Here is a 26,691-nt window from a genome sequence, read left to right as displayed (position 1 = left end):
TTTAGTCTAATTAGTCATAGTCGTGTGATTCAGATCATACTATGTTAGGTACTAAAGTAGGCAAACGCTTGTTTGATGATTTATAGTAGACTCACAAACAAGGTAGAGCTTATAACTTATTGAATAGAGAAGAGAAATGACGTTAGCGGATAGTAAGAAACTGACAGTAATCTTCCGTATCGAACCTGGGTGTTTAGGACCTGAAGGTTTAAGCCATGTAGATAAATTTTGTGTTAAAGCTGGTTTGAAGCTTCAAAGTACAGCTCCGGCTTATATCACATGGCAGGTAGAACCGCGTCACGATAAAACACTACCTGAAATTGATTATGCAATTTTAGGTAGAGCGCTAAGCCGTGATCATGCAAAACGTTATTTAAGCCACTTTGATCTAGAGATTGATAAATTTGAGATGACAGCTTTTGATGAGTTGCCCGATATTATTGATCAATATTTTGGACGCTAATGCTTAGCTAGTTATTCACTGCTCTTTCATATCTGCTTGCTATACTTAAGCTCACTAGGATTTGCCCTTAAAGAGTTTAGGTATATGCATGCGTTCCTATCTTTTTCTCATTGCTTGTTTTTTGTTACCTAATTCCAGTTTTGCAGATAAACAGGTAATCCATATCGCAGCCATAGATTGGTGCCCGCAGATCTGCCCTGAAACTGACAAGCCTGGCTACATTATCGATCTGGTTAAGCAGATTTACAGTGATACGGAGTATGAATTAGATATTCGTATTTACCCTTGGAGCCGAGCTTTGTCTATGACTCAACAGGGGCGAGTACATGCTGTTCTATCTCCAGCTAAACCTGAAGCGCCCGATCTTCTTTACCCGATAAATGAAGTGGGTACACAGCGTATGTGCTTTTTTACCGATAGAGAAAAGGAGTGGCAGTACGAGAATATTCATAGCCTTAAGAATAAACAGTTTGGCTTATCTACAGATACTTCTATTGAAGAATTAAATGATTACGCATTACTTAATCCTGAGCAGTTTCAATACCTTCCATATAATGAACGCCACATAGTCCAGCAGGCTAAAAAAGTGCTGCGAAATCGCATTCATGCTTTCTTATTTACGTACAACAGTACTGTATATACGTTAAAAAATGCGGGTAAGTGGGATAGGTTTAAAAGTGCAGGTTGTGTACAAGAAGCAAATATCTATATGGCTTTTTCACCGCAAATTAATATGCAAGATGATATTAAGAAAATGATGGAGGTCTTTGATGAAAAGATGGCCACCCTAAAGCGGGGGGATGGTATTGCGCAGGTGATGAGCCATTATGGTTTGGATGACTGGAGAGCTAAATAGTTTAGCTATCGACACTGTGCTTAGTAATCAAAGGGTGAGATTTCACCAGAATAATCGAGCTTATTCCCGCAATGATTGCAGTAAGAGGTGCTAGCTTTTTGGTCGCTGCCGCAAGTTTGGCAAGTGACTTTGATAGAATCCCGTTTCGCTCGTTGGTCTATGATATCCGCCATCTTTTCTTTTAAGTCGGTACTACATTCAAGGTCGCTTTCTTGAATAATGTTCCAAAGAGATTCTGTAATCAGAGACAGTGTTTCTAACTTCAGTTCTAAGGCGTTAATTCGGGCTGAATTGATCTCAGATTCAAGCGTTGGGCTAGATTCGAGTGTTTTTTCGACAGTAGCTTCTTTATCGGTCATCACAATGCCTAGTCGACTGGAGCGTATTTATATTTGAGTGTAATCGCTTGTTTTGATTAGCGACAGGGAAAGATATAGCTCTTTAAACGGCTTTAAAGAGCTATAGATTTGTTTACCTATTCTTCGTCTAGAAAATATACGGAACCTTGAAGCAGGAGTGCCTTCAATAGCTGTAGATTTTCTTCAGTGGGTTCTATCTGTTCGTGATACAGATTGGCGCAAAGGCTTTCGGCTAAAGTTACTTGTCCTTCTGAGCATGCACAGCCTTTGCCATCAACGAACAAAATAAAATGATCGTCTAGTCGGTTAAAAGCAAAGCGTGAACCCTCACTGCGACAAAGTGGAATTCCGGCTTCTAATAACTCGGCGATCTCTTCCTCGTCCATCTCGCAAACTTGATTAGCACCGTGCTCAGGATTCTTTGGTTCAGTCATAAACTGACCAAACCAGTGAGTCAGCAGTTCATGGCTATCGATATACTCTTTTAAGGCTGATTTAACGCGCTCTAATGCTTGATCAGTGATCTCGCCTGGGTTTGCCTGTGGAGCAAGATCGGAATCACTATAACGGTCTTCTGCTTTAGTAATATCAGACAGATAATCGGTAAAGCCAGACATCATCTCTTGATGAGAAGGTGCTCTGAAGCCTACAGAGTAAGTCATACAATCATCGCCAATGGCAAAGCCGTTATGACCAACCCGAGGTGGAACATACAGCATATCGCCTGGCTGGAGATCCCATACATGTTCTGGTTCCCATTCAGGCAAAATCATGACAGGAACGTCTGGGCGGCGTGGTGAATCTTCACCATAGATACCGCCCACTTCCCAGCGTCGAGTCCCCGAAGCTTGGATCAGAAAGACATCGTAATTATCGTAATGTGGACCTACGCCACCGCCGTCCGCCGCATAGCTGATCATAAGATCATCTAGTCGCCAATTTGGTACAAAACGGAAGTGCTCGAGTAGCTCGTTTGCTTCAGGAATCCAGTGATCGACTGATTGTACTAACAGTGTCCAGTGCGAGTCTGGAAGATCAGCGAAAGTATCTTCCTGCAGAGGGCCGTGTGTTAAAGACCAATCTTTACCGTCCGGTGACTGTGTTATCAGACGCGATTCTACGTCTTCCTCTAGTGCCATGCCGGCTAACTCGTCAGCCGTCACAGGGGGCTCAAAATTAGGAAAGGCGTTGCGAATAAGTAAAGGCTTCTTCTGCCAGTATTCAGCTAAAAATGTTTCTACGCTGATGTCACCAAACGGAGATTTCACTAGTCAATTAACTCCATAAGCTGTTCGATTGCTTCTTCCATTTCAGCGTAAACTTTACGCTTGTCGCGATTGGCTAGAGCAGCAAGCTTATTGTTACCCACTTTCTTTATGCCTTTCTGCAGAGTTGTAGCGCATTCGCGGATGCCAGCAGCGTTATAACCAACTGTTTTGGACTCTTGGTGCATTTTTTCGATGTTGTCGCGAAGCTCGTCAGCCTGTTTTAGTAGTGCTTGTAAATTCTCTTCCATCTTTTGGCCTTGTCGTAGGTTGTATAGTTGTAGTTATTTTTTTAGTTTTTCGACCGTTTCTTCAATTGAAGTCAGAATGCCGCGAAGCATATTCAGCTCAGTTTTCTCAGGACGTGAGCGGTTGAAGTAACGGTGTAATTTTTCCAGTACTTTACCCTCATGCTGAGGGATGATGAAATCGGTCAAACGTAGCACTTTTTCTAAGTGCTCGTAGAATAAAGCCATCTCTTTATGGCGAGGGTATTCGCTTTCGATATCGTCATAGCTTTTGTTTTCCGCTGCCATAAATATCTCGTAGCAAAGCAGCTGGATTGCTTGAGATACGTTGAGCACTGGGTACTCAGGGTTAGCAGGGATGTAAACATGGTAGTTGCATTGCGCTAATTCATGGTTATGAAGGCCCATAGTTTCACGACCAAATACGATTGCTACTTCACCTGATTTAGCTTCAGCTACTACACGTTCCGCGCCTTTGCGCGCATCGAGAAGAGGGCGGTCGAAGGTGCGTTTGGTGCGCGCGCTCGTGCCAATCACTAGCTGGCAATCGCCAATCGCTTCTTCCAGTGTGTTAACGACGATAGCGCTATCTAATAAGTCTTTTGCGCCAGCAGCGCGAGAATCAGCTTCTGCGCTCGGGTAATCTTCTGGTTCAACCAGATAGAGTTTGCTTAGCCCCATGTTTTTCATAGCGCGTGCAGCTGCGCCGATATTACCGGGGTGGAATGTGTTGATCAGTACAACTCGAACGTTAGATAACATTTTTAATGGTTCTCATAATGAATCTACAAAACGATTCAGATCATATATGAATCGCTCTTTATGCCATAAATGCGGAGAGTGGTCCGATTGCTCATAAATATGCAATTCTGAACCCTCGATACTTTTATTAACCCACTGTTGTAGCTCAGCGCTATAGAACTGGCTTTCATCGCCGTAGATCAGTAGGGTAGGTAGTTTAATACTAGATACAACTTCTCGGTAATCCTGCTGGGTAATACTATCCCAGCAGCGGGTTAGCAGATCACCAGGTTGCTTTTGTAGATATTTGCGCATCTGCTGGAAACCGCGAGAGTTTTGCTCGTAATTTTCTCTAGAACGTTGGTTCTTACCAAAGGCAATCAGTTCAAGTACTGCCTCAGCGAAATTCTCAGTAAGCCGGTGAATAAAAGCGCTGTTAATTTCTTTACTGAAATCACTGTATACGCCGTGTTGCCATTCATGATCGGTAATTAGCTTTGGTGATTGGTCGACAATACAAAGCCCACTGAGGCGCTTATCACCATGTCGGCGTAAGTACTCCCAAGAAGTCAGTGCGCCCATAGAGTGCCCAATGAGGACAGCATCTTCTATCTTAAGGTGCTCGAGCATAGCTTCGAGGTCATCAGCCATCGCAGGTAAGCTAATATTGCTCTCTTCATGATATTGGTGAGCACCATGGCCACGGGCATCCCAGCTCACCACGCGGTGGTTTTCTGCCAGCTCAGAGGCGAAGGGGAGCCATTCACGAACACTGGCCGTCCAGCCATGAAGAAAAACTAAGGTGGTTTCTCCTTCACCAAGAGAGATGTAATGGATCTCAGTGCCGTCTGGTCGTGTGAAGTGTTCCATGGGGTTAATCTATGCCTTATATAAAAAACGGGGCTATAGCCCCGTTTCATAAAACTGATTAATTAGATCAGCTTAGATCTTTTTAGCTTGATCAACAGCGTTACCGATGTAGCTATGAGGAGTCAGTTCTTTAAGTGACTGCTTAGCTTCTTCTGGCATGTCCAAAGTATCAACAAACGCTAGGATTGTCTCTTTGCTCATGTCCTGGCCACGAGTTAGCGCTTTTAGCTTCTCGTAAGGCTCTTCGATAGCGTAACGACGCATTACTGTTTGGATAGGTTCTGCTAGAACTTCCCAAGCATTTTCTAGATCTTCGTTTAGCTGAGCTGGGTTAAGCTCAAGCTTGCTAATGCCTTTCAGGCTAGACTGATAAGCGATCAAGCTGTAACCGAAACCAACGCCCATGTTACGTAGAACAGTAGAGTCAGTTAGGTCGCGCTGCCAGCGAGAAATAGGTAGTTTCTGCGCTAGGTGGCTCATGATTGCGTTCGCAATGCCCAAGTTGCCTTCAGAGTTTTCGAAGTCAATTGGGTTAACTTTATGCGGCATAGTTGAAGAACCAACTTCACCAGCAATCGTTTTCTGCTTGAAGTAAGCCTGAGAGATATAGCCCCATACGTCACGATCGAAGTCGATTAGGATCGTGTTGAAACGAGCAACAGCATCAAAAAGCTCTGCGATGTAGTCGTGTGGCTCGATCTGAGTTGTGTATGGGTTAAAAGATAGGCCAAGGCTTTCAACGAAGTCTTTAGCGTTTTGTTCCCAGTCGATGTCAGCGTAAGCAGATAGGTGGGCGTTGTAGTTACCAACGGCACCATTGATCTTACCTAGAAGCTCAACATTCTGAAGCTGTTTGATCTGACGCTGCATACGGTAAGCAACGTTAGCCATCTCTTTACCAACAGTAGTTGGAGAAGCCGTCTGGCCGTGAGTACGAGAAAGCATTGGTTGCTCAGCAAATTCACGACCCATCTTAGCGATTTCGTCAGTAACTTGCTGCATCTGTGGAACTACAACATCAAGACCGTTTTTCAGCATAAGTGCGTGAGAAAGGTTGTTGATGTCTTCAGATGTGCAGGCAAAGTGAACAAATTCATTGATCGCCATTAGCTCAGCGTTATCTTTGAATTTGTCTTTAATGAAGTACTCAACCGCTTTTACATCGTGGTTAGTAGTACGTTCGATCGTCTTAACAGCCTGAGCGTCTTCAGGACCGAAGTTATCAACGATCGAGTTCAGCAGAGCATCAGCTTCAGAGCTTAACGCTGGAACTTCAGTGATTTGTGGATGCGCAGCTAGTTTTTGTAACCAACGAACTTCAACTTCAACGCGGAAGCGAATCAGGCCATATTCACTAAAAACATCACGCAGGTCAGCTGTTTTGCTGCCATAGCGGCCATCAACCGGAGAAACGGCTGTCAGTGCAGAAAGCTCCATGAATCGATCTCTACCTTTTAGGTTAAAAAGAAGGCGCGCATTATACCTGAGTCGAGGGACTTTTCGTAGGGGTATATGGATAAAGGGCGCCGCAAGTTCTAAGCTTAAATTGTCGCTACAAAATATAGCTAAATTTAGCTGAATTTGAGGAGGGTAGTTATATGACTATGTCTGTTACCGGCTCCTTTGGGTCCAGCGACCAAACCAAACTGGTATTTGATGACCTGATGGCTAATGGAGTACCAAGAGAGCAAGTGTTTATAGATAAAAGCTGCAATATGGTCAAAGTATTGATAGCTGACGCTGCGGAGAGTGATATCGAAGCTATGCTTCGTAGTCATGACGCAAATGAGTTATCGGTTCGTCACGCGTAACTTTGTAATCGATACATAAAATGGATAGGTAAATACAAAACCGGATGCTTTAGCAAGCTATCCGGTTTTTTATTTATCTAAATGGCGTGGCCTATTATGAGGTGCCCATAATTTTTTTAAGGGAAGGGCGTAGGCGTGATTTGAAGAACAGTAACTGCCAGCGTTTACCGCCTTTCTGACGCCATAGCATAGCACTACGAATACCGGCCAATAGTAATGCGCGTATCTTCGCTGCGTTTTCACTGTTTTGTAGGTGGCGCGGGTCGCCCGTTACTTGAATTCGGAAGCTAAAGCTACTGATCGTATCTTGGTAAAGACTAGCAATATTTGCTATCACATTTGGATGGCAGTAACTGCTCGCAGTTGGCTCTGTATCTGGCTGATCAGAATTAAAGTAGCGAGCTTGCTCAGATACCTGACCTAAACGTTGCGCTACTTTGTTTAGCATTTCTGGATCGCTGCTAAGCTTGCGCTCAAGGTGCATCATGCTTAGTGCGTAGCGAATCACATCTTTGTTATGTTCTGCTCGCGGCTTATCAATCAGATCTCTTAGGTTTTGCAGGCCTAAGTGTAGATTGAAAGGTAGGTCGTTAGCGCCGCCATAGATCTCTTCAGTCGATGCAGGGTTTAACTGCATGATGCTATAGACCGACGTTTCTAAGCTGTCTTGAGCAACCATGCCTCTCGTTGCAATTTGTTCAACGAGAGCGGCTGCTTGAAATAAACCAGCTAGGCCCAGCGCTTGTTCGTCATGCTGTCGTGACATTGGGGCCTCCTAGTCGTCTTTGCCTGTATGTTCGATAACACCACCACCTAGGCAGATATCTTTTGCGTAGATCACCACAGATTGACCAGGTGTGATGGCGCGTTGTGGTTCTGCAAAGCGGATTAGGTAACCGCTGTCACCATGACGTTCGATCGTGCATGCCTGATCGGTCTGACGGTAACGTACTTTGGCAGTGCAGCTATATGGCAATGCAGGTTCTTCATCATTGATCCAGAATATTTCGTCTGCTGTAAGCCAATCGGTAAATAACCGATCATTCTGTTTACCTTGAACGGCGATTAAAACGTTACGATCAAGATCTTTACCTGCTACAAACCATGGTTCTTCTGGGTAATCTTTAAGACCGCCGATCTGAAGCCCTTGGCGCTGACCAATGGTGTAATACATCAAGCCAGAGTGTTCACCAATCACATCACCTTTCGGTGTTTCTATTTTGCCAGGCTGGGCCGGTAAGTACTGTTCAAGGAAATCGCTAAATCTGCGCTCTCCAATAAAGCAGATGCCGGTACTGTCTTTCTTGTTGTGAGTGATCAGGTCATGCTCTTCGGCAAGTTTACGAACTTCAGGTTTTTCTAGCTCGCCAACAGGGAAGAGGGTCTTTTCAATTTCGACCTGACCTACTTGATGCAAGAAGTAGCTCTGGTCTTTGTTTTTATCTAGCCCTTTTAACAGGCGTGTTTTGCCGTCACGATCACCGCGTCGAACATAATGGCCTGTTGCGATGTAATCAGCACCAAGTTCAATTGCATACTCAAGGAATGCTTTAAACTTGATTTCACGGTTACACAAAATATCAGGGTTAGGTGTACGGCCTGCTTTGTATTCCTCTAGGAAATGCTCAAATACATTATCCCAGTACTCAGCAGCAAAGTTGGCTGTATGTAGATGAATGCCAAGTTTGTCACAAACTGCTTGGGCATCAGCGAGATCTTCTTTGGCGGTACAGTATTCAGTGCCATCATCCTCGTCCCAGTTTTTCATGAACAGGCCTTCGACTTGATAGCCTTGTTGCATTAATAGTAATGCTGAAACGGATGAATCTACGCCGCCGGACATGCCGACGATCACTTTTGTATTGCTGTGATCAGTCATGTGTTTATTCAGTTAATTGCTATATTCGTGTATCAGATCTAAAGGGTATTGCTTACCAGCTAGGTAATCATCAATACATTTCAAAACCATTGGGCTGCGAAGTTTGTCCGTATGAGCGACAATCTCGTCGCGTGTCATCCAGACCGCGCGAATGATGCCTTCATCGAGTTCACGCTCTGGTTCGTGCTTGATTGCTTCTGCATAGAAACAAGCGCGATGGTAAGTTGTATTGTTGTTGCCGGATTTATAGACGTAAAACCCCGTTAAATATTTAGGGCTTACGTGCCATGCAGACTCTTCTAATGTTTCTCTGCAAGCGGCTTCTATAAAGGTTTCGCCTTCTTCAATATGACCCGCAGGCTGATTGAAAACTATTTCACCTGAAGATCTTTCTTCTACCAAAAGGAACTTGCCTTCCATTTCTACGATGACAGCAACTGTTGCGTGTGGATGCCAATCCATCATATTCCTCGGTAATTACTCCAATATTTATTGGATAGATGACTCAAAAATTAGTTCGACACAATACCATCAAACCAGTGTTTTTAATAGGTTATAAGCCTATTGAGCATTGCTTCTTTAATAGCTTTTGGTGGTATGATTTCAATATCAATTTAGAGAGGAATTACCATGGCAACAACTCAAGTGATTGTCGCTACAGACAATTTTGATATTGGCGCACTGTCAGAAAGTGTTAGAGCTGATGATGCGACTAGTGGGGCCATAGTCACTTTTACTGGAATCGTTCGCGAATTAGAGATAGCTGACAATCAGCTTGATGCGCTTTTTCTAGAGCATTATCCAGGTATGACCGAGAAAGCGCTTGAGAAGATTGCTACGCAGGCACGTGAACGCTGGGAGCTCGGCAACATTGTAATTTATCATCGTGTTGGCCGTTTAGACCTCAACGAAAATATCGTTTTTGTCGGTGTGGGTAGCGCCCATCGCGTAAATGCATTTGAAGCGGCTCAATTCATCATGGACTACCTAAAGAAAGATGCACCTTTCTGGAAGAAAGAGATCTCCAATGAAGGCGAGCATTGGGTAGAGCAAAAAGAGAGCGATCTAAAAGCTGCTGATTCTTGGTAATTACTTAGAAGAAAGGGGATACGCGGATGGTAACTTGTTACTTGCGCTATGTAATCGATTCGGACAAAGTTGCCGAATTCGAGCACTATGCAAAGCTATGGATTCCACTGGTTAACAAGTTCGGTGGACAGCATCATGGCTATTTCCTTCCGTCTGAAGGTGCTAACAACATTGCACTAGCGTTGTTCAGCTTTCCTAGTCTCGCAGCTTATGAACAATACCGGATAGACTCCTTTAAAGACTCTGAATGCATGGCTGCATTTGATTACGCCAAGCAAACAAAATGCATTCAGAGTTATGAGCGAAGCTTCTTTAAGCCTGTTTTTGGAAACTGATTCGTGCACCGGTTAAGACCAGTGCACGCAGTTGCGTCCATTTTCCTTGGCTTTGTAAAGCTCTTGGTCTGCTTTTTCGAGCAACATATCGTCTGTGGACGTCTGTTGAGTAAGTTGTGCAATACCGAATGTCGATGTTACCGATGACTTAAGCGTATCGGCTTCTTCAAAACGCTTTCTAATGCGTTCTGTAATTTCTGCAGCCTCATCAGACGTTGTGTTAGGGAAGCAGATAACAAATTCGTCCCCACCAAACCGACCAACGAAATCATCCTTTCTGATGTTCGCACGTAATGTATCCGCGAAGGTTGTTAGTATCTTGTCTCCGGCGATATGGCCTAAAGTGTCGTTTACCTGTTTGAAGTGGTCCAGGTCGCATACACAAAGGCTCAATGGGGCATCTTGTTCTTGAGCTTGGGATAGTGCTTGATTTAATTCTTCAAAGAAATGGCGTCGATTAAATAGATCGGTTAGAGGGTCATAATTGGCGAAGTAACTGATTTTTTCGATCGCTTTTTCACGGCTTTTCATAATTTGGCTAATCAGCATCAACATGATGGTGCCGAGAGAGAAAACGAAAAGTGTAAATATCACTACACCTTTTATTATCTGTGCTTCATGCCTTTCAACTGCGTGCGCAGAATTCTGAGTAAATCTTTGAAGTTCATCTCGTAGCGAAATCAACTCTTCAGTTAGGTCTTTTTCCTCTTCAGTCAAAAGAGTTATGAGCTCAGGCGGGTACGCCTCTAGGCTTTCTGCATTATGGGAGATCATCTGTAAAACTTGATTCTGGTACTGCTCATGCTCTGTAATGATCTGCTCTAGAAGATGGTCAATTTTAGACATCTTAAGGCGCGTAATCTCCCGAGGTGAATGTAGCATCGGCTTTAACATCGATTGCAATTTTTCAGTTGTTTGGGAGAAACGGTCGCCTGTTCTAATAAAACTGTTTTGAAGTATAGGAACTACTTTGCTGCGATGAATTGGCTCTAACTGGTGAAGCTTTTCGATCAGTAATGTTTGTTCAAACTGACGATCAATCAGAGGTAATAATTCCGCTACAAGTGGTAGGTCTTTATTGGCGACTTCATAAAATTCAGCTTTTACCTGATTCATTTGCCAGTAGGAAAATGCACCGTTAACAAGAATTAAGATCGCAATTACTGAAGCAAGTAAAAAAATCAGTCTGTTTTTTTTCTTATGGTTTTCAGAGAATTTCATTGATTTTTATATCCAACATTAAAAGTGGGCATCGGTTAAAATATCAGCGTTGCCTATTTAAGCCTATTCTGAACCTGAAAGCATAAATAACTTTTAACTTTTGTAAGGGCTTGTTGTTTTTAATCAGTTAGTTAGAGGTAAAAGATCGACTTCAGCTTGCTTTCTTAGCCTCTGCGTTAATCTCTGGAATAGTCCTGATTTAAGACTCCAGATATGCCAATAAAGCGGGACTTCGATAAACCTTCCTGGGGTCATATCAACTACTTTTCCAGAAGCCTGGATCTCTTTACTTTGCTGATCGGGAACCATGCCGCATGCGTGGCCGCGAATAATGATATTGAAAAACGATTCAGTCGACGGAATACGGTGTTTCGGATATTCGTTGGGACCAATCTTAAAATTGTCCTTTAGATATCTATTTTGAAGTTCGTCCTTATTATTAAATTCAGCAACAGGGGCATTGTAAAAGCCTTCCGCTTTTATACCGTCTGGAAAATATTTATTGATGTAAGTAGGGCTAGCAAGGCAGCGATAGATCATTGTGCCAAGTGGAATACAACTGCAGCCTTGCATTTGTTTTGGATTAGAACTGATGCACCCGATCACTTGACCTGTTTTAAGAAAGTGATGAGTCTGATCTTGATCATCCAGTTTTAGATCTAGAAGGATTTTTTCGTCATCAAGCAGTGGTTTAACCGCGTCTAAAAACCAAGTTGCCAAGCTATCTGCGTTTAAGCCAATAGAAATTTTCGTAAAACCATCCGATTGCTCAAGTGAGATCTGTTCCTGTAGTTCTGCTTGTAGCAGAGATACTTGGTGGTAATGCTTCAGTAACAGCTGCCCAGCCGTTGTCGCTTGTATTGGTGTATTTCTGATTATCAGCGTTTGTCCAACGCTGTCCTCTAGCTGTTTTAAGCGCTGGGATACCGCTGATTGAGAGATATTGAGCTTCTCTGCGGCCTTATCAAAATTTCCTTCTTCGAGAATGGCTGCAAGTGCTTGGAGCTGTTTGTAATCGATCATTAGAAAAACTTATCAATCATTAGAATTATTAGTTTTACTGTCTGGTCAGATTTTAGCACTATGCCTGCCATTATTCAGGGGGCAGTATGGTATCCATTTTCACAGGCGCGGCTTTGGCAGCATTGTTAAAGGGCTTAGCTACAAGTGCGGGCCTAATTGTGGCGATGGGAAGCCAAAACACCTTTGTTTTTACTCAAGGTTTGCGTCGTCAGTTTCACTGGCCGATAGCAGCTTTGTGCGCCCTGATCGATATGATTTTGATCGCTGTTGGCGTCGCAGGTATGGGTATACTAATTGCGCAATCAGAGAACTGGATGTTCGCGGCTCAGATCGGCGGGGCTGTATTTCTGTTTGTATATGGCGCTCAGTCCCTGCGCAAAGCTTTAAAGCCACAAGTCATGAAAGAAAATGAAATAGCTTTGAGTGGTTTAGGTAAAGCCTTGATCGTTACTTTGGCGATTACACTGCTCAATCCCCATGTGTATTTGGATACTGTTGTGCTTTTAGGGAGTATAGGTGGGCAATACCCAGAGCCTGAGAGAGTATGGTTTGCTATCGGCGCGATGGGGTTTTCATGCTTTTGGTTTTGGCTGCTGGTCGCTGGAGCGAAGGTATGTCAGCCTATATTCAATAACCCAAGAGCATGGCAGATTATGGATTTGGTCATTTGGGTAACCATGTGGGCCATCGCGGTAACGCTGCTCTGGCCCATCATGTTTAGTCATTCGGGTTAATGCTGAGGGTCTAAATCTTTTGGCTTTTCATTTGGCCAGTGCTGGTGGCGATTAAAGCGTTTTTCCATATAACGGAATAAAAACACCAAAAGGGCACTGATAATTAGATAGATAACACCGGCTGCAAAGAATATTTCGAGCGGCGTATAAGTTCTAGCGATGATTGTGCGAGCCATACCCGTTAGATCGAGTAGTGTAATTGTGCTGGCTAGAGCGCTGCCTTTAAGCATTAGGATTACTTCGTTGCCATAGGCAGGCATCATAATGCCAAATGCGCGAGGTAGGATGATACGACGCAGCATAAGTGGGTAGCTCATACCTAAGGCTTTAGCGGCTTCAATCTCGCCTTTAGGGATAGATTGAATAGCACCGCGGAGTATCTCAGCGATATAAGCCGCAGTATGGAGCGCAAAGGTGATGATGGCACACCAGTACGGTTCTTTAAGAATAGGCCAAAGCGCAGAGTTCTTAATGAATTCAAACTGAGAAGCGCCGTAGTACACCAAGAAGATCTGTATCAACAGTGGCGTGCCACGGAAAAAGAAGATGTAAGCCAGAGGAAAGGCTTGTAGCCAAGGGCGCTTAGAGATACGCATCAATGCCAATGGCACGGCAAGCATTAGACCGATAAATCCAGAAAAGAGGACAAGCTCAAGGGTCAGTAGAGCGCCTTCTAATAGGCGAGGGTAGTTTTCAAAAATGACATCCCATTCCCAACTCATGCGCGTGCTCCTTTATAACCGCGATTAGCTTTTCGCTCTAGGTAATGTAAGCCGATCATTGAGATTGAAGTCATGAGGAGATAAACCACTGCTGCGGCTAAGTAGAAAGTAAAAGGCTCTTTGGTATTTCCAACGGCAACGGTGGTTTGGCGCATAAGTTCGTTAAGACCTATAACAGAAACCAGTGCTGTATCTTTTAAAAGAACTAAGAATAGGTTGCCTAAACCGGGTAAAGCTAAGCGCCAAACTTGTGGCAAGGTGATGCGTCGAAAGGTTTGGAAACCCGTCATACCAAGAGCAATAGCTGCTTCTTTTTGGCCCTTGGGTATTTCTTGAAGTGCACTACGGAAGACTTCAGTGGCATATGCACCAAAGGCGATACTTAGTGCGATTACGCCGGCAACAAATGGACTTAGCTCTATATATTCGTCATAACCAAACAAGCTGGCGATCGCCATCAAAACGGCAGATGAACCAAAATAGATTGTCAGGACGAGTAGTAACTCAGGCATGCCCCGTATAAACAGGGTGTAACCATTACCAATAGCGTTAGCAACTTTGTATTTAGATAGCTTTGCGCTTGCACCTAAAACCCCGAAAACGAGGCCAATGACTAAGCTGCAAATAGCTAATTGAACGGTTATCCAAGCGCCACTGATTAAGAGGTGCCCAAAGCCCTGAAGATCCATATAGATATACCTGATGAAACAGGAAAAGCAGGTTTTATCCTGCTTTTCCCTAGTTTTCAGTGTTTAAGCTTAGTAGATAGAGAATGGGAAGTACTTAGCGTTAATCTTTTCGTAAGTCCCGTTCTCGATAATCGCTTTTAATGCTTGGTTGAACTTCTCTTTCAATTCACCATCGCGTTTACGGACAGCAATAGCGATCTTGTCGTTAACATCGATCTTATCGCCACGAAATTCGAAGTTTTTACCTTCTTCAGTTTGTAACCAATCGTAAGCAGGTAGTTTGTCAGAAAGAATCGCATCCAAACGGCCGCTCGCTAGATCTAGATAAGCGTTACCTTGAGTGTCATATAGTTTGACTGAAGCTTTGTCGGAATAGTTATCTTCGAGGTGCTGGCCTGCAATCGTGGCACGTTGTGCGCCAATGGTTTTGCCTTTTAGGGCGTTTGGATCGAAATCGCCATCTTTACCGCTGACAAAACCAAGAGAGTTTGAGTAGTAGTGATCAGTAAACGCTACAACACGTTGACGCTCTGGTGTGATTGAAAGGCTGGCAATGATTGCATCGTACTTACGTGCTTTTAAGCCAGGAATGATGCCGTCCCAATCTTGAGCTACGATTTTGCAGTCAGCTTTCATCTCTTCACAAAGTGCTTTAGCAATATCTACATCAAAACCTGCTAGTTCGCCATCAGCATTGATTGTGTTGAAGGGCGCGTATGCACCTTCTGTAGCGATACGGATTTTATCGCCAGCAAAGGCAGGAGCTGCCAGAGTAGAGACAACAAGTGCTGTTGTTGTAATTAATTTCTTAAATCCCATCTTATGATCCTCGCGGAATATTTATTGTTAGTTGCAGGCTGGATTAGAAATGACTGCTTAAAAATGCTTTGCAGCGTTCAGATTTAGGATTGGTGAACACCTCATCAGGTGTGCCCATCTCCTCAATTTGGCCTTCGTGTAGAAATACAATTTTGCTGGATACTTCACGGGCAAAACGCATCTCATGGGTGACGATCAACATCGTGCGTCCTTCAGCTGCGAGATCTCGCATAACATTTAGCACTTCTGCGACAAGTTCTGGATCAAGTGCAGAGGTTGGTTCGTCAAAGAGTAAAACTTGGGGTTCCATCGCCAATGCGCGTGCTATAGCGATGCGTTGCTGTTGGCCACCGGATAGCTGGTTAGGGTAGCTATCTCGTTTGTCGTATAAGCCCACTTTTTTAAGATAGGTTTCTGCTTTATCTCTAGCAGTTTGCTTATCTTGTTTAAGGACATGAATTGGGGCTTCCATGATATTTTCGATCACGGTCATATGCGGCCATAGATTGAAGTTTTGAAATACAAAACCAATCGATGTACGGATTCGTTCTAACTGCTTTTGATCCGCTGTTTGCAAGCCTTCATCTTTGGTTTGCTTAAGCTTTAATGGCTCAGATGCAAAACTGATGCTTCCAGCGGAAGGGGATTCAAGTAGGTTAAGGCAACGTAAGAAGGTACTTTTACCTGAGCCGCTAGACCCCAAAATTGAGATCACATCGCCAACTTCAGCTTGTAGTGAGATGCCTTTAATAACCTCCAAAGATCCATAGCTTTTATGAAGGTCTTGTATTTCCAGAGCGAGCTTTGCGTCAGCCATAAAACCGGTACTCCAGTGTACCTTTTTAAACGAAAGCGGCGAATTACAGCAAAATCAGATAGTGTTCGCAATGGCAGATTGATCAAATGATCATGAATAAATTTGTTAATCTATACATGTCTGTAGCCCTTTAAATACGGGGCTTGTGGTGTATTAGTGGATTCTACTGTTTGAGCCGTTTTAACGGGATTCATTGCTGATCAATCTGCCAAAGACAGGTAATTCCACTAAACTAATTTTAGGCAAAAAATTTAAGGAAATTTGATGATTGTGGATATAAATTGTACAGATGTAATCCTGGAGGATGAGGTTGTTGCTCTGTATAAGGCTAATGAGTGGTCGTCTGCAGAAAAGCCAAAAGCGCTTTTAGCAGCACTAAGAAATTCACATAGTTTAATTACTGCTCGGATCGATGGCAGGCTAGTTGGTTTAGCCAATGCAATCTCAGATGGGCATCTCGTCGTTTATTATCCGCACATGCTGGTGGACCCAGATTTCCACCGTTGCGGCATCGGTAGCAAAATTATGCAGGCGATGAAAAAACGTTATAAAGGCTTCCACCAGCAGATGTTAACCGCTGATGGTAATGCGATTAGGTTTTATAAGTCCTTAGGGTTTGAGAAGGCAGGGGAAACGTCATCTATGTGGATCTATGAGGGAAAGGAGCACTAAGCGTCATTCTTAGCCATCATAGCGATAGCCAATACCATGGACGGTAGTGATTATCTGCGGTTGTTTGGGATCTACTTCAATCAGTTTTCTTAGCTTGGAAATGTGTTGGTCTAGCGTCCGGCTGCTTGGAAGGTAGTTTCGGCCCCAGCAGAAATCAAACAGCATATCTCTTGTTACGACCTTGCCTTGTTCTTGATAAAGAAGCTCAAGTATTTTTATATCACGCAGGGTTAGCTCAATCTTATTTCCATCGCGTTCAGCGCGCATTTGCTCAGGGTAAACTACGAGATCAGCCAGCTCGAATTGATTATTCGCGGTTTGGGTTGGCGATCTATCTTTCGGTGAGCAGCGGCGTATCACGGCTCTAATACGCGCGATCACTTCTCGAGTGCCAAAGGGCTTTTTGATGTAATCGTCCGCGCCTAGCTCTAAGCCAAGCACCTGATCAATCTCCTCAGATTTGGCGGTAATAAAGATCACAGGGACTTGTTCATCCAGCTGTCGGATCTTTCTGCAGGCGGCATAACCGTCTAATTCCGGCATCATAATGTCGAGTAAAACCAGATCTGGATGATGTTGAGCAAACAGCACTAGCGCATCAGCCCCATTAGATGCTTCAATGCAGGTGTAACCTTCATCTTCTAATAGATCACAAAGCCCAAGCCTAATATTTAGATCATCTTCAGCGATCAGAATTTTCATTGTTTGGACTCCCTGTGGTGACTATCAGGTGTATGTAGCTCTAGACGAAAACAGGTTCCTAGTTTGCTAGGAATAATGACCAGATCACCACCATGTTTTCTAGCCATCTCTCTGGCAATACTAAGACCAATACCTGTGCCAGATACACCGTCACTTAATTTATTACTGATGCGGTAGAAAGGAGAGAAAACGCTCTCCCAAAGGGATTCAGAGATCCCTTCACCGGCATCTTCAACCTCTATATAACTTTGCTGACTATCGCTGTAGCAGCGGATCTGTATGGCACCTGTTTGTGGTGCATACTTTTCACAATTGCTTAGTAGGTTATTTAGAATCTGCTCAATACAGTTCTGATCTAACATGACTTGTTTATCGCATTGCAGATCTAATTCAACAGACAGACCATGTTGAGTTAAAGAGGGCATAAACACATCGACTGTATGTTCAACACACTCTTTTAATGTCCCGGGTTGTAGGTGCAGGGGCTTTGGTTCTTTACCAAGCTTTGAGAAGGTCAGTACGTTTTCTATTAAGCGTGAAAGACGCTGACTTTCACTATTAATCACAGATAGGTAGCGCTGAGCTTTGCTATCTTTGTCATCAAGCTTTCGCTCAAGCATCTCTGCATACATTCGAACATTAGTCAGGGGTGTTTTTAGCTCGTGGGAGACTTGGTTAACAAAGTTTACTCTTTGCTCGGCTAGACGGGTTGTGCGTGTATGTTCTCTATAGATCAGCCAAGCAAGGATCAATAATCCAGACAGCGTGAGTGAGACAATAGAGAGTTTCTCGACCCAATTTGAAGTTGGTTTGGCAAGGTTAGGGGAGTAATACTCTAATTTCCAGCTACCTAGAGGGTGGCTCAGCGGTAGGCTATCCAATGGATTGAGCTGCTGAGTCTCGATTGTGGAATCGCCCCATTCGTAATGCACTTCACCGCGACTATTGATCAAGGCAATCGCTTGATTGCTGTTATCTTGCTCATTACTGCTAGGCAGAGAGTTGATTAGATCTGACAGTAATCGAGCACTGTTAATAGAAAAGCCTAATAGCGCACCCTCTGAATCTTTACGCCAATAGATATGTTGCAGCTGACTGTTATTAAACCAAGCAATCCAACCCGAATCGATAAAAGATATGGAAGGCGTGGAGGCTAAAGGTTCTGCTGAGGTAATAGCAATCTCGACGACGCTATCTGCCGCTAAATTTGAAGCTAGACGGCTCGGAGCTGCCAGTTCTATCCGTTTTGATTCAGGAGAAGGTTTAAGTTGAGCGCTATAAGGGCTAGCCGCAAGATTTATCTGCTCAGGCGCTTTATTTTGAATTTGGAATATGTCGGGTGATGAACGTAGGCGTTTAGTTGATTGTAAAAACGCAATTTCATTTGGGTTCTTGGATGATTCTGATGGAAACAGTGTTGTGCCTTCAGCGGAGATCACAAATACCTGTTCTATATAGGGGCTCGACTGGCTCAGGGTCTTAAGCGTTGTTTCTGGGTATTGGGTATCTTTGCTTTGAAGTAGCAATTGGGATTCAGCATTGAGTGCTTGTTCTAAGCTTTGGAAATGATTCTGGAACTGTTTATCGATCTCTTCGAGTTTTATTTCAACCAGCCCTTCGATTTGATGAGAGAGAAGGGCTTGTTGGTTTGTTTCCAGACGAGCCGCTAACCAACCTAGTATGACGACAGGGATTAAAATTAGACTGATTAGCAGTAGGATCGTCTTGTTCACAATAGATTCTCAGTTAGCTAAACGGTTAGTAGCTTTGCTGTTTAGCGCGTTTATATTGACGTTCTTTAAGCTCTTTACGTTTTTTACCCCATTCCTGTTCATCATCAAGCTCTTCCGCGTCTTGTAGCGCTTCTGCTTTCTGCTCTAACAGTTTAGGGGAGGCTAGAGAGGTGCCTAAGTTATCTAGGTAATCAGCGCTTTGTTGCAATATAGATTTAGCGCCCTCAATATCACCTTGGTCACGTTTTTGTACTGCTTCACGGTTTAGTTCGTTCGCTACCTGTTCTGCTGCGGCTTCATAAGTACGTGTATCGATCGCATCCTTAGCTTCTTGTTCAGAACGAGTAAAGTTTGCTGCAACTGAGCTAGAAAGAGCTTCTTTTCGTTTGTTTAGAAGATCTAAGTAGTTTACATCGACATCGACTAAGTTGATGCTGCTCTTATCCTGTTGAGACGGTACTTCTACCTCGAGGATAATAAACTTCTCTTGCTCGCTATATAGCTGATTAAGGCGCGTTTTAACCATGTCGCCTTCGATCTCAGCTTCACGGCCGATGATGCGTAAAGGTTTTACACCGTTTAAGCAACGGATCTGGATATCAACACCTTGAGCAACCACCGACAAGACATCACCAAATTCGTATTGGAATACACGTGCTAGGTCATCAGCGTTCTCAACAAAGACGTGGTTACCATCGCTAAAGCCCGCCAACTGAGTCATTAAGTCTTCGTTATAGCCAAGGCCAAGACCTATAGTTGTTACGCTCATGCCTTCTCTAGCTAAAGAAAGCCCTAGCTTACCCAACTCATTCGGTGTGCTTGGGCCTACGTTGGCTAAACCATCGGAAAGTAAAATGACACGGTTAACTTTGTTTAGATCTAGAAACTTGCGGAGTTCTTGTGCGCCTTTGCTGACACCGGCAAATAACGCGGTGTTACCGTGGGCTTGGATCTGATTGATAGCGCGAGCAATACTGTTGCTATCGCTAACCTTTGTAGCCGGTACAACAACATTAACGCGGTTGTCGTAACTCACAACAGAAACAATATCGTTCTGATTTAGGCGATTGATTGCCATGATTGCAGCTTCTTTTGCGCGATACAGTTTTTCGCCCTGCATTGAACCGGACTTATCCAGAACAATCGCAATATTGGCAGCTACACGTTGTTGCTGACTTTCTTGTTTAATCCCTTCTAAAGAGATTTTGATAAATGCGTTGTGGTTTTGTTCAGCCGTCATCACAGGCGTTGCTAGATTGATATTAAGATCAACCTGTTTTGCGGTAGCGGATTGACTGAGTAGGGGGCCAGCAACAGTCAAAAGTGTTGCTAGCAGAATTTTGGGTAGGCGGTGCGCTTTCATGATGTTCGTCCTTATTAACCTTAATCACATGCTGCAAATTTAGGTCAGTTCCGCCTATAGAAAGTCAGATAGATTTATAGAAGTTGTAAAAGATTTGTAAAAACCTCGCAAGCTGTTTGTTACAAACCGTTTAGTCGATATCTGATACAGATCAGTTTCTCCTGTTTATACTTATTACATAATGGAAGTTACGCTGTAAGAAAAATAAATATAAACAGGGGCATCCGATGACGCTCACCAGTGAACTTATTTGGCAAGACCAGCAACACCAAGTCCTGTTCGACTTAATTGACGAAATCAAAGCTGACCAAGTAGATGTATCTACTTTTGCTCGGCTGCATGATTATGCTGACCACCATTTCTGCTTAGAAGAAGCTTATATGGAGGCACTTAATTACCCTGATTTTGGTGCACACCTTCAAGCACATAATAAATTTCGTGCTGAATTAAAAAAGATGTTAGATGATCATCATACTTATGATAGTCAACTAAGAGAGATGCTATCTGATTTTCTAACAGAATGGTTGAAACGCCATATCTTCGGTGTTGATAAAAAACTTGAACTTTACATTATGGAATCTGGTCGGAAATAAGCTTTAATAAATAAGATGTTAAGGTCTTGTGTTAAGTGTTAGCTTGTTTTAAGTTCAGATCTTCACTAATTTCTGTGAGAGTAAGAAATGCCATTAATTTGTATTAAATCTTTACCTTTTGAAGATGAATGCGATATCCCAGATATGATTAAAGGGATAACGTCGGACCTTTCTCGCGCTGCAGAAATCAGTATTGAGCATATAACGGTAACTTGGGAATTCATTCCTTCTCGTCAATATGCAGTTGCTGGTTTGATGCCTGCAAGTCAACCTCAAAGTGGTAGTCACCCGATCCTGGTCGATATACATGCACCTAGCTTTCATAAAATGGAGTGTGTGGAAGCTATGATGGAATCGGTTGCTTTCTCAATCTCAAAACGTAGCGGGGTCTCTTTCAGTAATATTTTCATCAATTACTGTAAGGTTCAGTCAGGTAACGTCTTCGATCATGGAGAGGTGAAGCGCTGGAAGTAATCAGTTAAAAGCCCTATTTAATAAGAACGTAAGTCGTGTTTACGCCGCTATTAAATAGGACTCTCGTCCTTTGTGTTTGTCTTTACGTTTATAAGCACCTTTACCTTTTTTAGCTTTGACTACTTGGGATTTAAAAACCTTTGAAGTGACTAATGCTGCTAAGTGATTTTGTTTAATCTTTCCTCTACCTGTATCCACCACATGGGTTGAGGATACGGTTGTTTTCGTTTTCATACCTGTGTCCTTGTTAATGTAATTCGATGTTCTCCAATTGCAGAAGCTGCATTATACCGCTGATTGGCTATAATGCGCCGCTTATTTGATAAACACTTACTTCATAATCAGCAGGAATTACTGTGCAGCTGTTACGCATCGATTGTCTAGGCAAAATTTTACGTCTTGAGGGCTCAATGTCTGGATGGCAGGCCCTGTATTGGGATAACCAGTTGGTGTCTCAAATACCGGCGAGTGCAGATCCTGCTGAGAGTACAGAGCACCGTTTCGCCCTGATGACTGGATCAGGTGAAGAGATCGAGTGCGTTTTGACTTTGTCACTGACATGGCAACCCTTCAATCTTGAATATGAACTAGCAGTTGAAGATCAGAAGCTTGGAAGTGGTGAGCTAGTCGAGAAAGATATCGAAACCCAAGTGGTTGAGAATGTCGTAAAACAGCCGAATAAGATCAGCATACTGGGTATGGCTTCTTTAGGCCTTAAGCTGTTTAAAAGCGCTAAGGTCATCAAAGTACTGTTTGCTGCAGGAAGTTTGGCAGCGTATAGCTGGTTATTCTCCTTTGAATTCGCGTTAGCACTTATCCTTTGTTTGGTTTTTCATGAATATGGCCATGTGCGTGCTATGAAGCGTTTTGGCTTAAAGACAAAGGGAATTTATCTGGTACCTTTTTTGGGTGGCTTAGCATTATCAGATGATCGGATTAATACCCGTTGGCAAGATGTCTATATCTCCATCATGGGGCCGGTATTTGGCTTATTCCTATCTTTAGTTGCTCTGGTTCTATATTGGTTGACGGATATTGAGATCTTGGCGGGTATTGCTGCCTTCAATGCCTTGCTCAATCTATTTAATTTGCTGCCGGTATTACCGTTAGATGGGGGCCACGTCCTAAAAAGTATCGCTTTTTCGGTTAACTCGGTTTTTGGTCTAGTGATCTGCGTAATCGGTGCTGTAGCGGGTGTCGTGATTAGCTATTACTTTGGCATGGCGCTGCTAGGCTTCTTGCTGGCTGTGGGTAGTATCGAGATTGTGCTCGAATGGAAACACCGTCACAGTAGTCAGTTATTGCCATTGGCTCGCTATGGACAGGTAGTATCAGCCCTATGGTACTTCGCTACTGTGGGTGGTTTATGTTGGGTGATCTGGATCTTAGGTCAACAAGGTAACAGTGCACTTGCTCTGCCATTACAAATTCTTGGAAGTTGATTATGAAGTTTGACACTTTGCCTTTGTGCGACAGTTTAATCGCAGCCATTAATACCGCAGGTTATAGCGAAGCCACCCCTGTTCAAGCTGAAGCGATACCTGTCATTCTGTCTGGTAAAGATCTTCTTGTCGGTGCGCAAACTGGTACCGGTAAGACAGCAGCCTTTGCGTTGCCCATCTTGCAATCCATTCTGACCGACCCTGAATTTAGTAGTGATCAAAATATAATGCTCAAAGCTTTAGTGCTAGCGCCAACAAGGGAGTTAGCACAGCAGGTAAATAACAGCTTTAAGAAATATGCCAAAGGAACTGGGTTTAGATCAGCTGTAGTTTATGGCGGTGTGGGCATTGGTCCGCAAGTGGATCAAATTAAGAAAGGGATCGATGTGCTGGTGGCTACACCCGGTCGATTATTGGATCTACATAAAAAGAAAGCCGTAAATCTAAGACAAGTCACTCACCTGGTATTTGATGAAGCTGACCGTATGTTAGATATGGGCTTCAAAGATGAGATAAAAGCGGTTTTAAGTAAGTTGCCTAAGCGTGATGTACAGCCGCGGCAGGTACTACTTTTCTCAGCGACCTTAAGTGATTCAATCTATCGTTTTAGTAAAAATTTATTAGTTAAGCCCGAGCGTATCGAAGTAGATCAGCGTAATTCCTCTGCGGCTGATGTCGATCAGATCGTTTATAACTGCGACCCTGATCGTAAATCAGCGATTGTCAGTCACTTAGTCGACAAGCATGATTGGTCACAAGTGATTGTCTTTTGTAATACAAAGCAGGGCGCAGACAAGCTAGTAGAGGTTTTGAAACAAGCCAATATTTCTGCCGATGCCATCCATGCTGATCGATCACAAAAGTTGCGGGAAGAGGCTTTAGAACAGTTCAAGCAGGGGCAGCTTAAAGTGCTTGTTGCGACAGATGTAGCGGCACGAGGCATCGATATCGACAGTCTACCAGCCGTAATCAATTACGAGATGCCATATAAAGCAGCTGATTATATTCACCGTATTGGAAGAACTGGCAGAGCAGGTAACAAGGGCGTTGCTATCTCTTTACTAATAGAAGAGCAGAATCATCTATTGGAAGAGATTGAGGTCTTGTTAGATACCCGTTTGCCACAACAATGGCTACAAGGCTTTGAGCCGGATCTGACTCGCGAAATAGAAATTACTCGGAACAACACTAAGGCAGCACAGAAAAGGCGCGCGAAAAAACGTGCTTTAAAAAAGTGATAAGAAAATAGAAAGCGCACTTTATTTTGACTGTATATAAAAACAGTCTTTTATCCCTTTGCGACTTATGAAAGGATAATACGTCAAATTGGCGCTTTTTCACAAAGGCGCAAACCCTCTAAGCAAGGAAAGCTTATGCAAATCAAGTTATTACAGCCCACTCTTAATATCTTTTCTCGGAGATATATGTCAAATTGACGCGTTTAAACACGTCAATCTGACATATATTTAGCTGTTATGTTTTTAAATGTCCTTACCGAGACTTAGTTTAATGAAGCTTTACCTCAGTCTTATCATAGCAACCTTAGTTTCTTTGCCCGTACTGGCTAATGAAAGTGTGGAAGAGCCGCAGTACATGGCTTTTGGAATGGGTGTTACTAATTGTGACGAAGCAAATCAAAACTTTGATAAAGAAAATTTTGAGTTCGTATTAAAGGTTTGGCTAACGGGGTATATGACAGCTGTTAATAGCGTATTGAAAGATCATCTAGTTGGTCTTGATTCTTCAGATATTGACGATTCCCTTAATAGCATTCGTTTATTTTGTACAAATAAATCAAATATGCAGGCCTCTATTGGCGAAGCTGCCGAAACATTTTGGCGGGTACGAGTAGCGGAAATAGCGATAAAAGCAGCTAAATGATTAGATACTTTCAAAACATAACAAGCAAAGGCATCCGACACATACTGCGCGGCTGCTTTGAGCGTTACATCTACTAGGAAAGTAAGATGAAGAATTCAAAATATGGAATGTTCGGTATCGTAGTTGGGGCGTTCGCTCTACTGCTTGCGTTAGTGCACTTTTGGGCTGGTCCTTTTTCAGCACAACCCACCCTTGAAACTGTTGTTGCCCAAAAGGCTGCATCTATTAGGTCGGCTGCTCTTGATGCATTAGCGGGTAAAGAGCCTGCTAGTGAGAGCGCAACAGCACATTGGGACGCAGATAAAATTGCTGATGTTGTAACAGCCCTATTCGGTGGGCTTGCTGTGATATTTGCAGTTTTATCACTAGTTCAAAAAGAACCAACTCGTGTTGCCGGAGGAGCCGCCGCTTTAGGTGTTAGTGCCATAGCTTTCCAATTTATAGCAATGTATGCAATGGCATTATTAGTGGTTTTACTCATTGCAGCTGTCATATCGAGCTTAGGCATTGGGTAAATGTAACAAGGGTGGGCACATACGCCAGCAAAGCTGGCTAGGACAACCGCTGCGCGGTTGCCCGTGCCACAAGCGTTATATACCAACTAATTAGGAGTTTTAAAATGATAGGGAAATTTAAACTAATTTCTATCACTACCTTACTTTTACTTTGTACTGCTTGTTCTGCACCGCTTACTAAGACTCAACTTGAGTCTGCAAAAACGGCAGGTGTAGTAAATAATTTTCCAAAAGAACCAACATTCAATGTCATAGGTACAACTGTATTTAACAATGAATACGCTTCTATTACTGACTCTTCTTTCCACAATAAAGTGACTGAAATCGTTACTAAAAGGCTGGAATCTAGAGGCTTCAATGTCACTACATTCGAACAAGATGATGAAGACAATAAATCTAAAGTAGATTTATTGATTAAAATAATCCCTAGAGAGGTTTACCAAATACCGGGAACTTATGGTTTTGGTGTAAACCAAAGGTCTTTTCTGGGTAAAAAGGCTTCACCGATCGTCTACGTAGCTCTAAATATTTCTCCATACCTACACGGGGAAAGCAAAGGAAATGCATTCTACCTTCAGAACTTGGAGCAACTTGCTTTTGATGATCTGGCTGAAAGCTGGGACTCTCTCCCAACTGATAAGAAGGAAGAAATTATCACTACCTTAAACTCTAAAATTGACAGCACAATCAACGAGTTGCTGAATAATGTTGGTATATAACAAGGGTGGGCACATACGCCAGCAAAGCTGGCTTGGACAACCGCTGCGCGGTTGCCCGTGCCACAAGCGTTAGGTTTAGCATGAGTGCAGATTACAATTGGAAGTGTGCAGTTTGCGATACTGTGAATATTGGTGAATATAATTTTTGTTCTAAATGTTCATCTTCAGCAGAGCTTAATTCAATTGAAATCGCTGAACGGAAAAGAGCTGTTCGAGAAGGGGTGGCATTTGATGATCAGTCAGATGAAGTATTAGCACCCAGAACTAAACAAGGTAAAGCACTTGCTTTGGCAACTGATATTTCCATGGGGGAAAACCCAGAAGCTCGAATGCTGGGTACTATTTTCTTTTACGTTGTAATTCATGTGGCAATCGTTGCAATAGCCATTCGAACTTATCAACTAGGAAGCCTCGATGGAAATTCTTTGGTATCAGCATTTATTGGTATTTTTGCTGCTTTAGAAGTTAAGAGGTTTTGTTTAGGTAAAACCACATATTTAGAAAGTTATATAGCTACAGCTGTCAAAGGTAATACATTCATAAGATGGATAGGTCTAGCTCTAGACATTGTGTTGTTCTATGTGGCCTTAGCAATAATATAAACCTAACAATCAAAGGCATCCGACGCATTCTGCGCGTTAGCTTTAGGCGTTATA

34 protein-coding genes are annotated in these 26,691 nt (G+C 43.1%); 15 read left to right on the top strand and 19 right to left on the bottom strand.

What is annotated here, in order from left to right:
• The first annotated feature begins 136 nt into the window (after nucleotides 1-136).
• Nucleotides 137-463 carry a hypothetical protein gene (locus ACMXYU_RS08575; RefSeq protein WP_415894326.1) on the top strand — a complete coding sequence of 109 codons (327 nt, stop codon included), beginning with the start codon at nucleotides 137-139 and terminating at the stop codon, nucleotides 461-463.
• Between the two features lie 88 nt (nucleotides 464-551).
• Nucleotides 552-1,319: a hypothetical protein gene (locus ACMXYU_RS08570; RefSeq protein WP_415898315.1), complete on the top strand. Its 768-nt coding sequence runs from the start codon at nucleotides 552-554 to the stop codon at nucleotides 1,317-1,319.
• Between the two features lie 20 nt (nucleotides 1,320-1,339).
• Here the strand turns inward: ACMXYU_RS08570 and ACMXYU_RS08565 are convergent, their stop codons facing one another.
• The 6 genes from ACMXYU_RS08565 to purB all read right to left on the bottom strand — a co-directional run bounded on the left by ACMXYU_RS08565 (nucleotide 1,340) and on the right by purB (nucleotide 6,239).
• A complete protein-coding gene (locus ACMXYU_RS08565) occupies nucleotides 1,340-1,678 on the bottom strand; it encodes a hypothetical protein (RefSeq protein WP_415888020.1) in 339 nt (112 codons plus the stop codon).
• Between the two features lie 116 nt (nucleotides 1,679-1,794).
• On the bottom strand, nucleotides 1,795-2,946 hold the full coding sequence (locus tag ACMXYU_RS08560; protein WP_415898314.1) for a cupin domain-containing protein: 1,152 nt from the start codon (nucleotides 2,944-2,946) through the stop codon (nucleotides 1,795-1,797).
• The gene (locus ACMXYU_RS08555) at nucleotides 2,946-3,194 is read right to left on the bottom strand and encodes a hypothetical protein (protein ID WP_415881316.1); all 249 of its coding nucleotides are present in this window, start codon (nucleotides 3,192-3,194) and stop codon (nucleotides 2,946-2,948) included. Before ACMXYU_RS08555 ends, ACMXYU_RS08560 begins: the two co-directional genes overlap by 1 nt.
• Before the next feature lie 33 nt (nucleotides 3,195-3,227).
• The gene (locus ACMXYU_RS08550) at nucleotides 3,228-3,953 is read right to left on the bottom strand and encodes an RNA methyltransferase (RefSeq protein ID WP_415881315.1); all 726 of its coding nucleotides are present in this window, start codon (nucleotides 3,951-3,953) and stop codon (nucleotides 3,228-3,230) included.
• Between the two features lie 12 nt (nucleotides 3,954-3,965).
• Entirely contained in the window at nucleotides 3,966-4,802 is an 837-nt protein-coding gene (locus tag ACMXYU_RS08545; protein WP_415898313.1) for an alpha/beta fold hydrolase, read from the bottom strand.
• Between the two features lie 72 nt (nucleotides 4,803-4,874).
• Complete coding sequence (gene purB, locus ACMXYU_RS08540; RefSeq protein ID WP_415881313.1) at nucleotides 4,875-6,239, bottom strand: adenylosuccinate lyase; 1,365 nt, start codon at nucleotides 6,237-6,239, stop codon at nucleotides 4,875-4,877.
• A gap of 161 nt (nucleotides 6,240-6,400) precedes the next feature.
• Here purB and ACMXYU_RS08535 point away from each other — a divergent pair, with 161 nt between their 5' ends.
• Nucleotides 6,401-6,613 carry a hypothetical protein gene (locus tag ACMXYU_RS08535; protein ID WP_415881312.1) on the top strand — a complete coding sequence of 71 codons (213 nt, stop codon included), beginning with the start codon at nucleotides 6,401-6,403 and terminating at the stop codon, nucleotides 6,611-6,613.
• Between the two features lie 94 nt (nucleotides 6,614-6,707).
• Here ACMXYU_RS08535 and hflD read toward each other — a convergent pair whose 3' ends face one another.
• From hflD to ACMXYU_RS08520, 3 genes are read right to left on the bottom strand one after another with little or no spacing between them, the layout of a single operon-like run.
• On the bottom strand, nucleotides 6,708-7,379 hold the full coding sequence (gene hflD / locus ACMXYU_RS08530; RefSeq protein WP_415898312.1) for a high frequency lysogenization protein HflD: 672 nt from the start codon (nucleotides 7,377-7,379) through the stop codon (nucleotides 6,708-6,710).
• A gap of 9 nt (nucleotides 7,380-7,388) precedes the next feature.
• Nucleotides 7,389-8,492, bottom strand: coding sequence for a tRNA 2-thiouridine(34) synthase MnmA (mnmA, locus tag ACMXYU_RS08525; RefSeq protein ID WP_415898311.1), 1,104 nt, complete (start codon nucleotides 8,490-8,492; stop codon nucleotides 7,389-7,391).
• A 12-nt stretch (nucleotides 8,493-8,504) separates the two neighbouring features.
• Entirely contained in the window at nucleotides 8,505-8,954 is a 450-nt protein-coding gene (locus ACMXYU_RS08520; protein ID WP_415881309.1) for an NUDIX hydrolase, read from the bottom strand.
• Between the two features lie 168 nt (nucleotides 8,955-9,122).
• Here ACMXYU_RS08520 and moaE point away from each other — a divergent pair, with 168 nt between their 5' ends.
• Both moaE and ACMXYU_RS08510 read left to right on the top strand, forming a co-directional pair.
• Complete coding sequence (moaE, locus tag ACMXYU_RS08515; RefSeq protein ID WP_415881308.1) at nucleotides 9,123-9,581, top strand: molybdopterin synthase catalytic subunit MoaE; 459 nt, start codon at nucleotides 9,123-9,125, stop codon at nucleotides 9,579-9,581.
• Nucleotides 9,582-9,607: 26 nt separating this feature from the next.
• A complete protein-coding gene (locus ACMXYU_RS08510) occupies nucleotides 9,608-9,916 on the top strand; it encodes an NIPSNAP family protein (RefSeq protein ID WP_415898310.1) in 309 nt (102 codons plus the stop codon).
• Between the two features lie 12 nt (nucleotides 9,917-9,928).
• On the opposite strand, the gene ACMXYU_RS08505 is transcribed toward ACMXYU_RS08510, so the two are convergent.
• Both ACMXYU_RS08505 and ACMXYU_RS08500 read right to left on the bottom strand, forming a co-directional pair.
• Complete coding sequence (locus ACMXYU_RS08505; RefSeq protein ID WP_415898309.1) at nucleotides 9,929-11,137, bottom strand: GGDEF domain-containing protein; 1,209 nt, start codon at nucleotides 11,135-11,137, stop codon at nucleotides 9,929-9,931.
• Between the two features lie 123 nt (nucleotides 11,138-11,260).
• On the bottom strand, nucleotides 11,261-12,160 hold the full coding sequence (locus ACMXYU_RS08500; protein WP_415898308.1) for a LysR family transcriptional regulator ArgP: 900 nt from the start codon (nucleotides 12,158-12,160) through the stop codon (nucleotides 11,261-11,263).
• An 86-nt stretch (nucleotides 12,161-12,246) separates the two neighbouring features.
• On the opposite strand from ACMXYU_RS08500, the gene ACMXYU_RS08495 reads away from it, so the two are divergent.
• The gene (locus ACMXYU_RS08495; RefSeq protein WP_415898307.1) at nucleotides 12,247-12,894 is read left to right on the top strand and encodes a LysE/ArgO family amino acid transporter; all 648 of its coding nucleotides are present in this window, start codon (nucleotides 12,247-12,249) and stop codon (nucleotides 12,892-12,894) included.
• On the opposite strand, the gene ACMXYU_RS08490 is transcribed toward ACMXYU_RS08495, so the two are convergent.
• From ACMXYU_RS08490 to ACMXYU_RS08475, 4 genes are all read right to left on the bottom strand, one after another.
• Nucleotides 12,891-13,616, bottom strand: a complete 726-nt coding sequence (locus ACMXYU_RS08490) for an ABC transporter permease (RefSeq protein ID WP_415881304.1) — start codon at nucleotides 13,614-13,616, stop codon at nucleotides 12,891-12,893. The two genes, ACMXYU_RS08495 and ACMXYU_RS08490, sit on opposite strands and share 4 nt — an antisense overlap.
• Nucleotides 13,613-14,305 carry an ABC transporter permease gene (locus tag ACMXYU_RS08485; protein WP_415881303.1) on the bottom strand — a complete coding sequence of 231 codons (693 nt, stop codon included), beginning with the start codon at nucleotides 14,303-14,305 and terminating at the stop codon, nucleotides 13,613-13,615. The genes ACMXYU_RS08490 and ACMXYU_RS08485 overlap by 4 nt, the downstream gene beginning before the upstream one ends.
• Before the next feature lie 69 nt (nucleotides 14,306-14,374).
• Nucleotides 14,375-15,124 carry an ABC transporter substrate-binding protein gene (locus tag ACMXYU_RS08480; RefSeq protein ID WP_415881302.1) on the bottom strand — a complete coding sequence of 250 codons (750 nt, stop codon included), beginning with the start codon at nucleotides 15,122-15,124 and terminating at the stop codon, nucleotides 14,375-14,377.
• A 43-nt stretch (nucleotides 15,125-15,167) separates the two neighbouring features.
• Nucleotides 15,168-15,941 carry an ABC transporter ATP-binding protein gene (locus ACMXYU_RS08475; protein WP_415888028.1) on the bottom strand — a complete coding sequence of 258 codons (774 nt, stop codon included), beginning with the start codon at nucleotides 15,939-15,941 and terminating at the stop codon, nucleotides 15,168-15,170.
• A gap of 264 nt (nucleotides 15,942-16,205) precedes the next feature.
• Here ACMXYU_RS08475 and ACMXYU_RS08470 point away from each other — a divergent pair, with 264 nt between their 5' ends.
• Nucleotides 16,206-16,613, top strand: a complete 408-nt coding sequence (locus tag ACMXYU_RS08470) for a GNAT family N-acetyltransferase (RefSeq protein ID WP_415888029.1) — start codon at nucleotides 16,206-16,208, stop codon at nucleotides 16,611-16,613.
• A 9-nt stretch (nucleotides 16,614-16,622) separates the two neighbouring features.
• Here the strand turns inward: ACMXYU_RS08470 and ACMXYU_RS08465 are convergent, their stop codons facing one another.
• Genes ACMXYU_RS08465 through ACMXYU_RS08455 form a run of 3 tightly spaced genes read right to left on the bottom strand, consistent with a single transcriptional unit; the run spans nucleotide 16,623 to nucleotide 20,411 of the window.
• Nucleotides 16,623-17,315, bottom strand: a complete 693-nt coding sequence (locus tag ACMXYU_RS08465; RefSeq protein WP_415898306.1) for a response regulator transcription factor — start codon at nucleotides 17,313-17,315, stop codon at nucleotides 16,623-16,625.
• Nucleotides 17,312-19,048, bottom strand: coding sequence for a sensor histidine kinase (locus ACMXYU_RS08460; protein WP_415898305.1), 1,737 nt, complete (start codon nucleotides 19,046-19,048; stop codon nucleotides 17,312-17,314). Before ACMXYU_RS08460 ends, ACMXYU_RS08465 begins: the two co-directional genes overlap by 4 nt.
• A 25-nt stretch (nucleotides 19,049-19,073) precedes the next feature.
• A complete protein-coding gene (locus ACMXYU_RS08455; protein WP_415888032.1) occupies nucleotides 19,074-20,411 on the bottom strand; it encodes a vWA domain-containing protein in 1,338 nt (445 codons plus the stop codon).
• Nucleotides 20,412-20,638: 227 nt separating this feature from the next.
• Between ACMXYU_RS08455 and ACMXYU_RS08450 the strand changes: the two genes are divergently transcribed.
• Together ACMXYU_RS08450 and ACMXYU_RS08445 are read left to right on the top strand one after the other, a co-directional pair.
• Nucleotides 20,639-21,004, top strand: a complete 366-nt coding sequence (locus tag ACMXYU_RS08450; RefSeq protein WP_415888033.1) for a hemerythrin family protein — start codon at nucleotides 20,639-20,641, stop codon at nucleotides 21,002-21,004.
• Between the two features lie 87 nt (nucleotides 21,005-21,091).
• Nucleotides 21,092-21,478: a hypothetical protein gene (locus ACMXYU_RS08445; protein ID WP_415888034.1), complete on the top strand. Its 387-nt coding sequence runs from the start codon at nucleotides 21,092-21,094 to the stop codon at nucleotides 21,476-21,478.
• Nucleotides 21,479-21,517: 39 nt separating this feature from the next.
• On the opposite strand, the gene arfA is transcribed toward ACMXYU_RS08445, so the two are convergent.
• A complete protein-coding gene (gene arfA, locus ACMXYU_RS08440; protein WP_415881292.1) occupies nucleotides 21,518-21,712 on the bottom strand; it encodes an alternative ribosome rescue factor ArfA in 195 nt (64 codons plus the stop codon).
• A 122-nt stretch (nucleotides 21,713-21,834) separates the two neighbouring features.
• On the opposite strand from arfA, the gene ACMXYU_RS08435 reads away from it, so the two are divergent.
• The 6 genes from ACMXYU_RS08435 (at nucleotide 21,835) to ACMXYU_RS08410 (ending at nucleotide 26,637) form a co-directional block, all read left to right on the top strand.
• Nucleotides 21,835-22,920 carry a site-2 protease family protein gene (locus ACMXYU_RS08435; RefSeq protein ID WP_415898304.1) on the top strand — a complete coding sequence of 362 codons (1,086 nt, stop codon included), beginning with the start codon at nucleotides 21,835-21,837 and terminating at the stop codon, nucleotides 22,918-22,920.
• 2 nt (nucleotides 22,921-22,922) lie between these two features.
• Nucleotides 22,923-24,158 (top strand): DEAD/DEAH box helicase, encoded by a 1,236-nt coding sequence (locus ACMXYU_RS08430; protein ID WP_415898303.1) that lies wholly within the window; start codon nucleotides 22,923-22,925, stop codon nucleotides 24,156-24,158.
• Nucleotides 24,159-24,429: 271 nt separating this feature from the next.
• The gene (locus ACMXYU_RS08425; RefSeq protein ID WP_415898302.1) at nucleotides 24,430-24,801 is read left to right on the top strand and encodes a hypothetical protein; all 372 of its coding nucleotides are present in this window, start codon (nucleotides 24,430-24,432) and stop codon (nucleotides 24,799-24,801) included.
• Between the two features lie 86 nt (nucleotides 24,802-24,887).
• Nucleotides 24,888-25,316 (top strand): hypothetical protein, encoded by a 429-nt coding sequence (locus tag ACMXYU_RS08420; protein WP_415898300.1) that lies wholly within the window; start codon nucleotides 24,888-24,890, stop codon nucleotides 25,314-25,316.
• Between the two features lie 104 nt (nucleotides 25,317-25,420).
• Nucleotides 25,421-26,035, top strand: a complete 615-nt coding sequence (locus ACMXYU_RS08415; RefSeq protein ID WP_415898299.1) for a hypothetical protein — start codon at nucleotides 25,421-25,423, stop codon at nucleotides 26,033-26,035.
• A gap of 80 nt (nucleotides 26,036-26,115) precedes the next feature.
• Complete coding sequence (locus ACMXYU_RS08410) at nucleotides 26,116-26,637, top strand: hypothetical protein (RefSeq protein WP_415888039.1); 522 nt, start codon at nucleotides 26,116-26,118, stop codon at nucleotides 26,635-26,637.
• Nucleotides 26,638-26,691: the final 54 nt, after the last annotated feature.

Source organism: Neptuniibacter sp. QD48_11 (genome assembly GCF_047778095.1).
Classification (GTDB): Bacteria; Pseudomonadota; Gammaproteobacteria; order Pseudomonadales; family Balneatricaceae; genus Neptuniibacter.
Note: the sequence above shows the minus strand (reverse complement) of the source record. Positions and strands in the feature narration are given on the sequence as shown.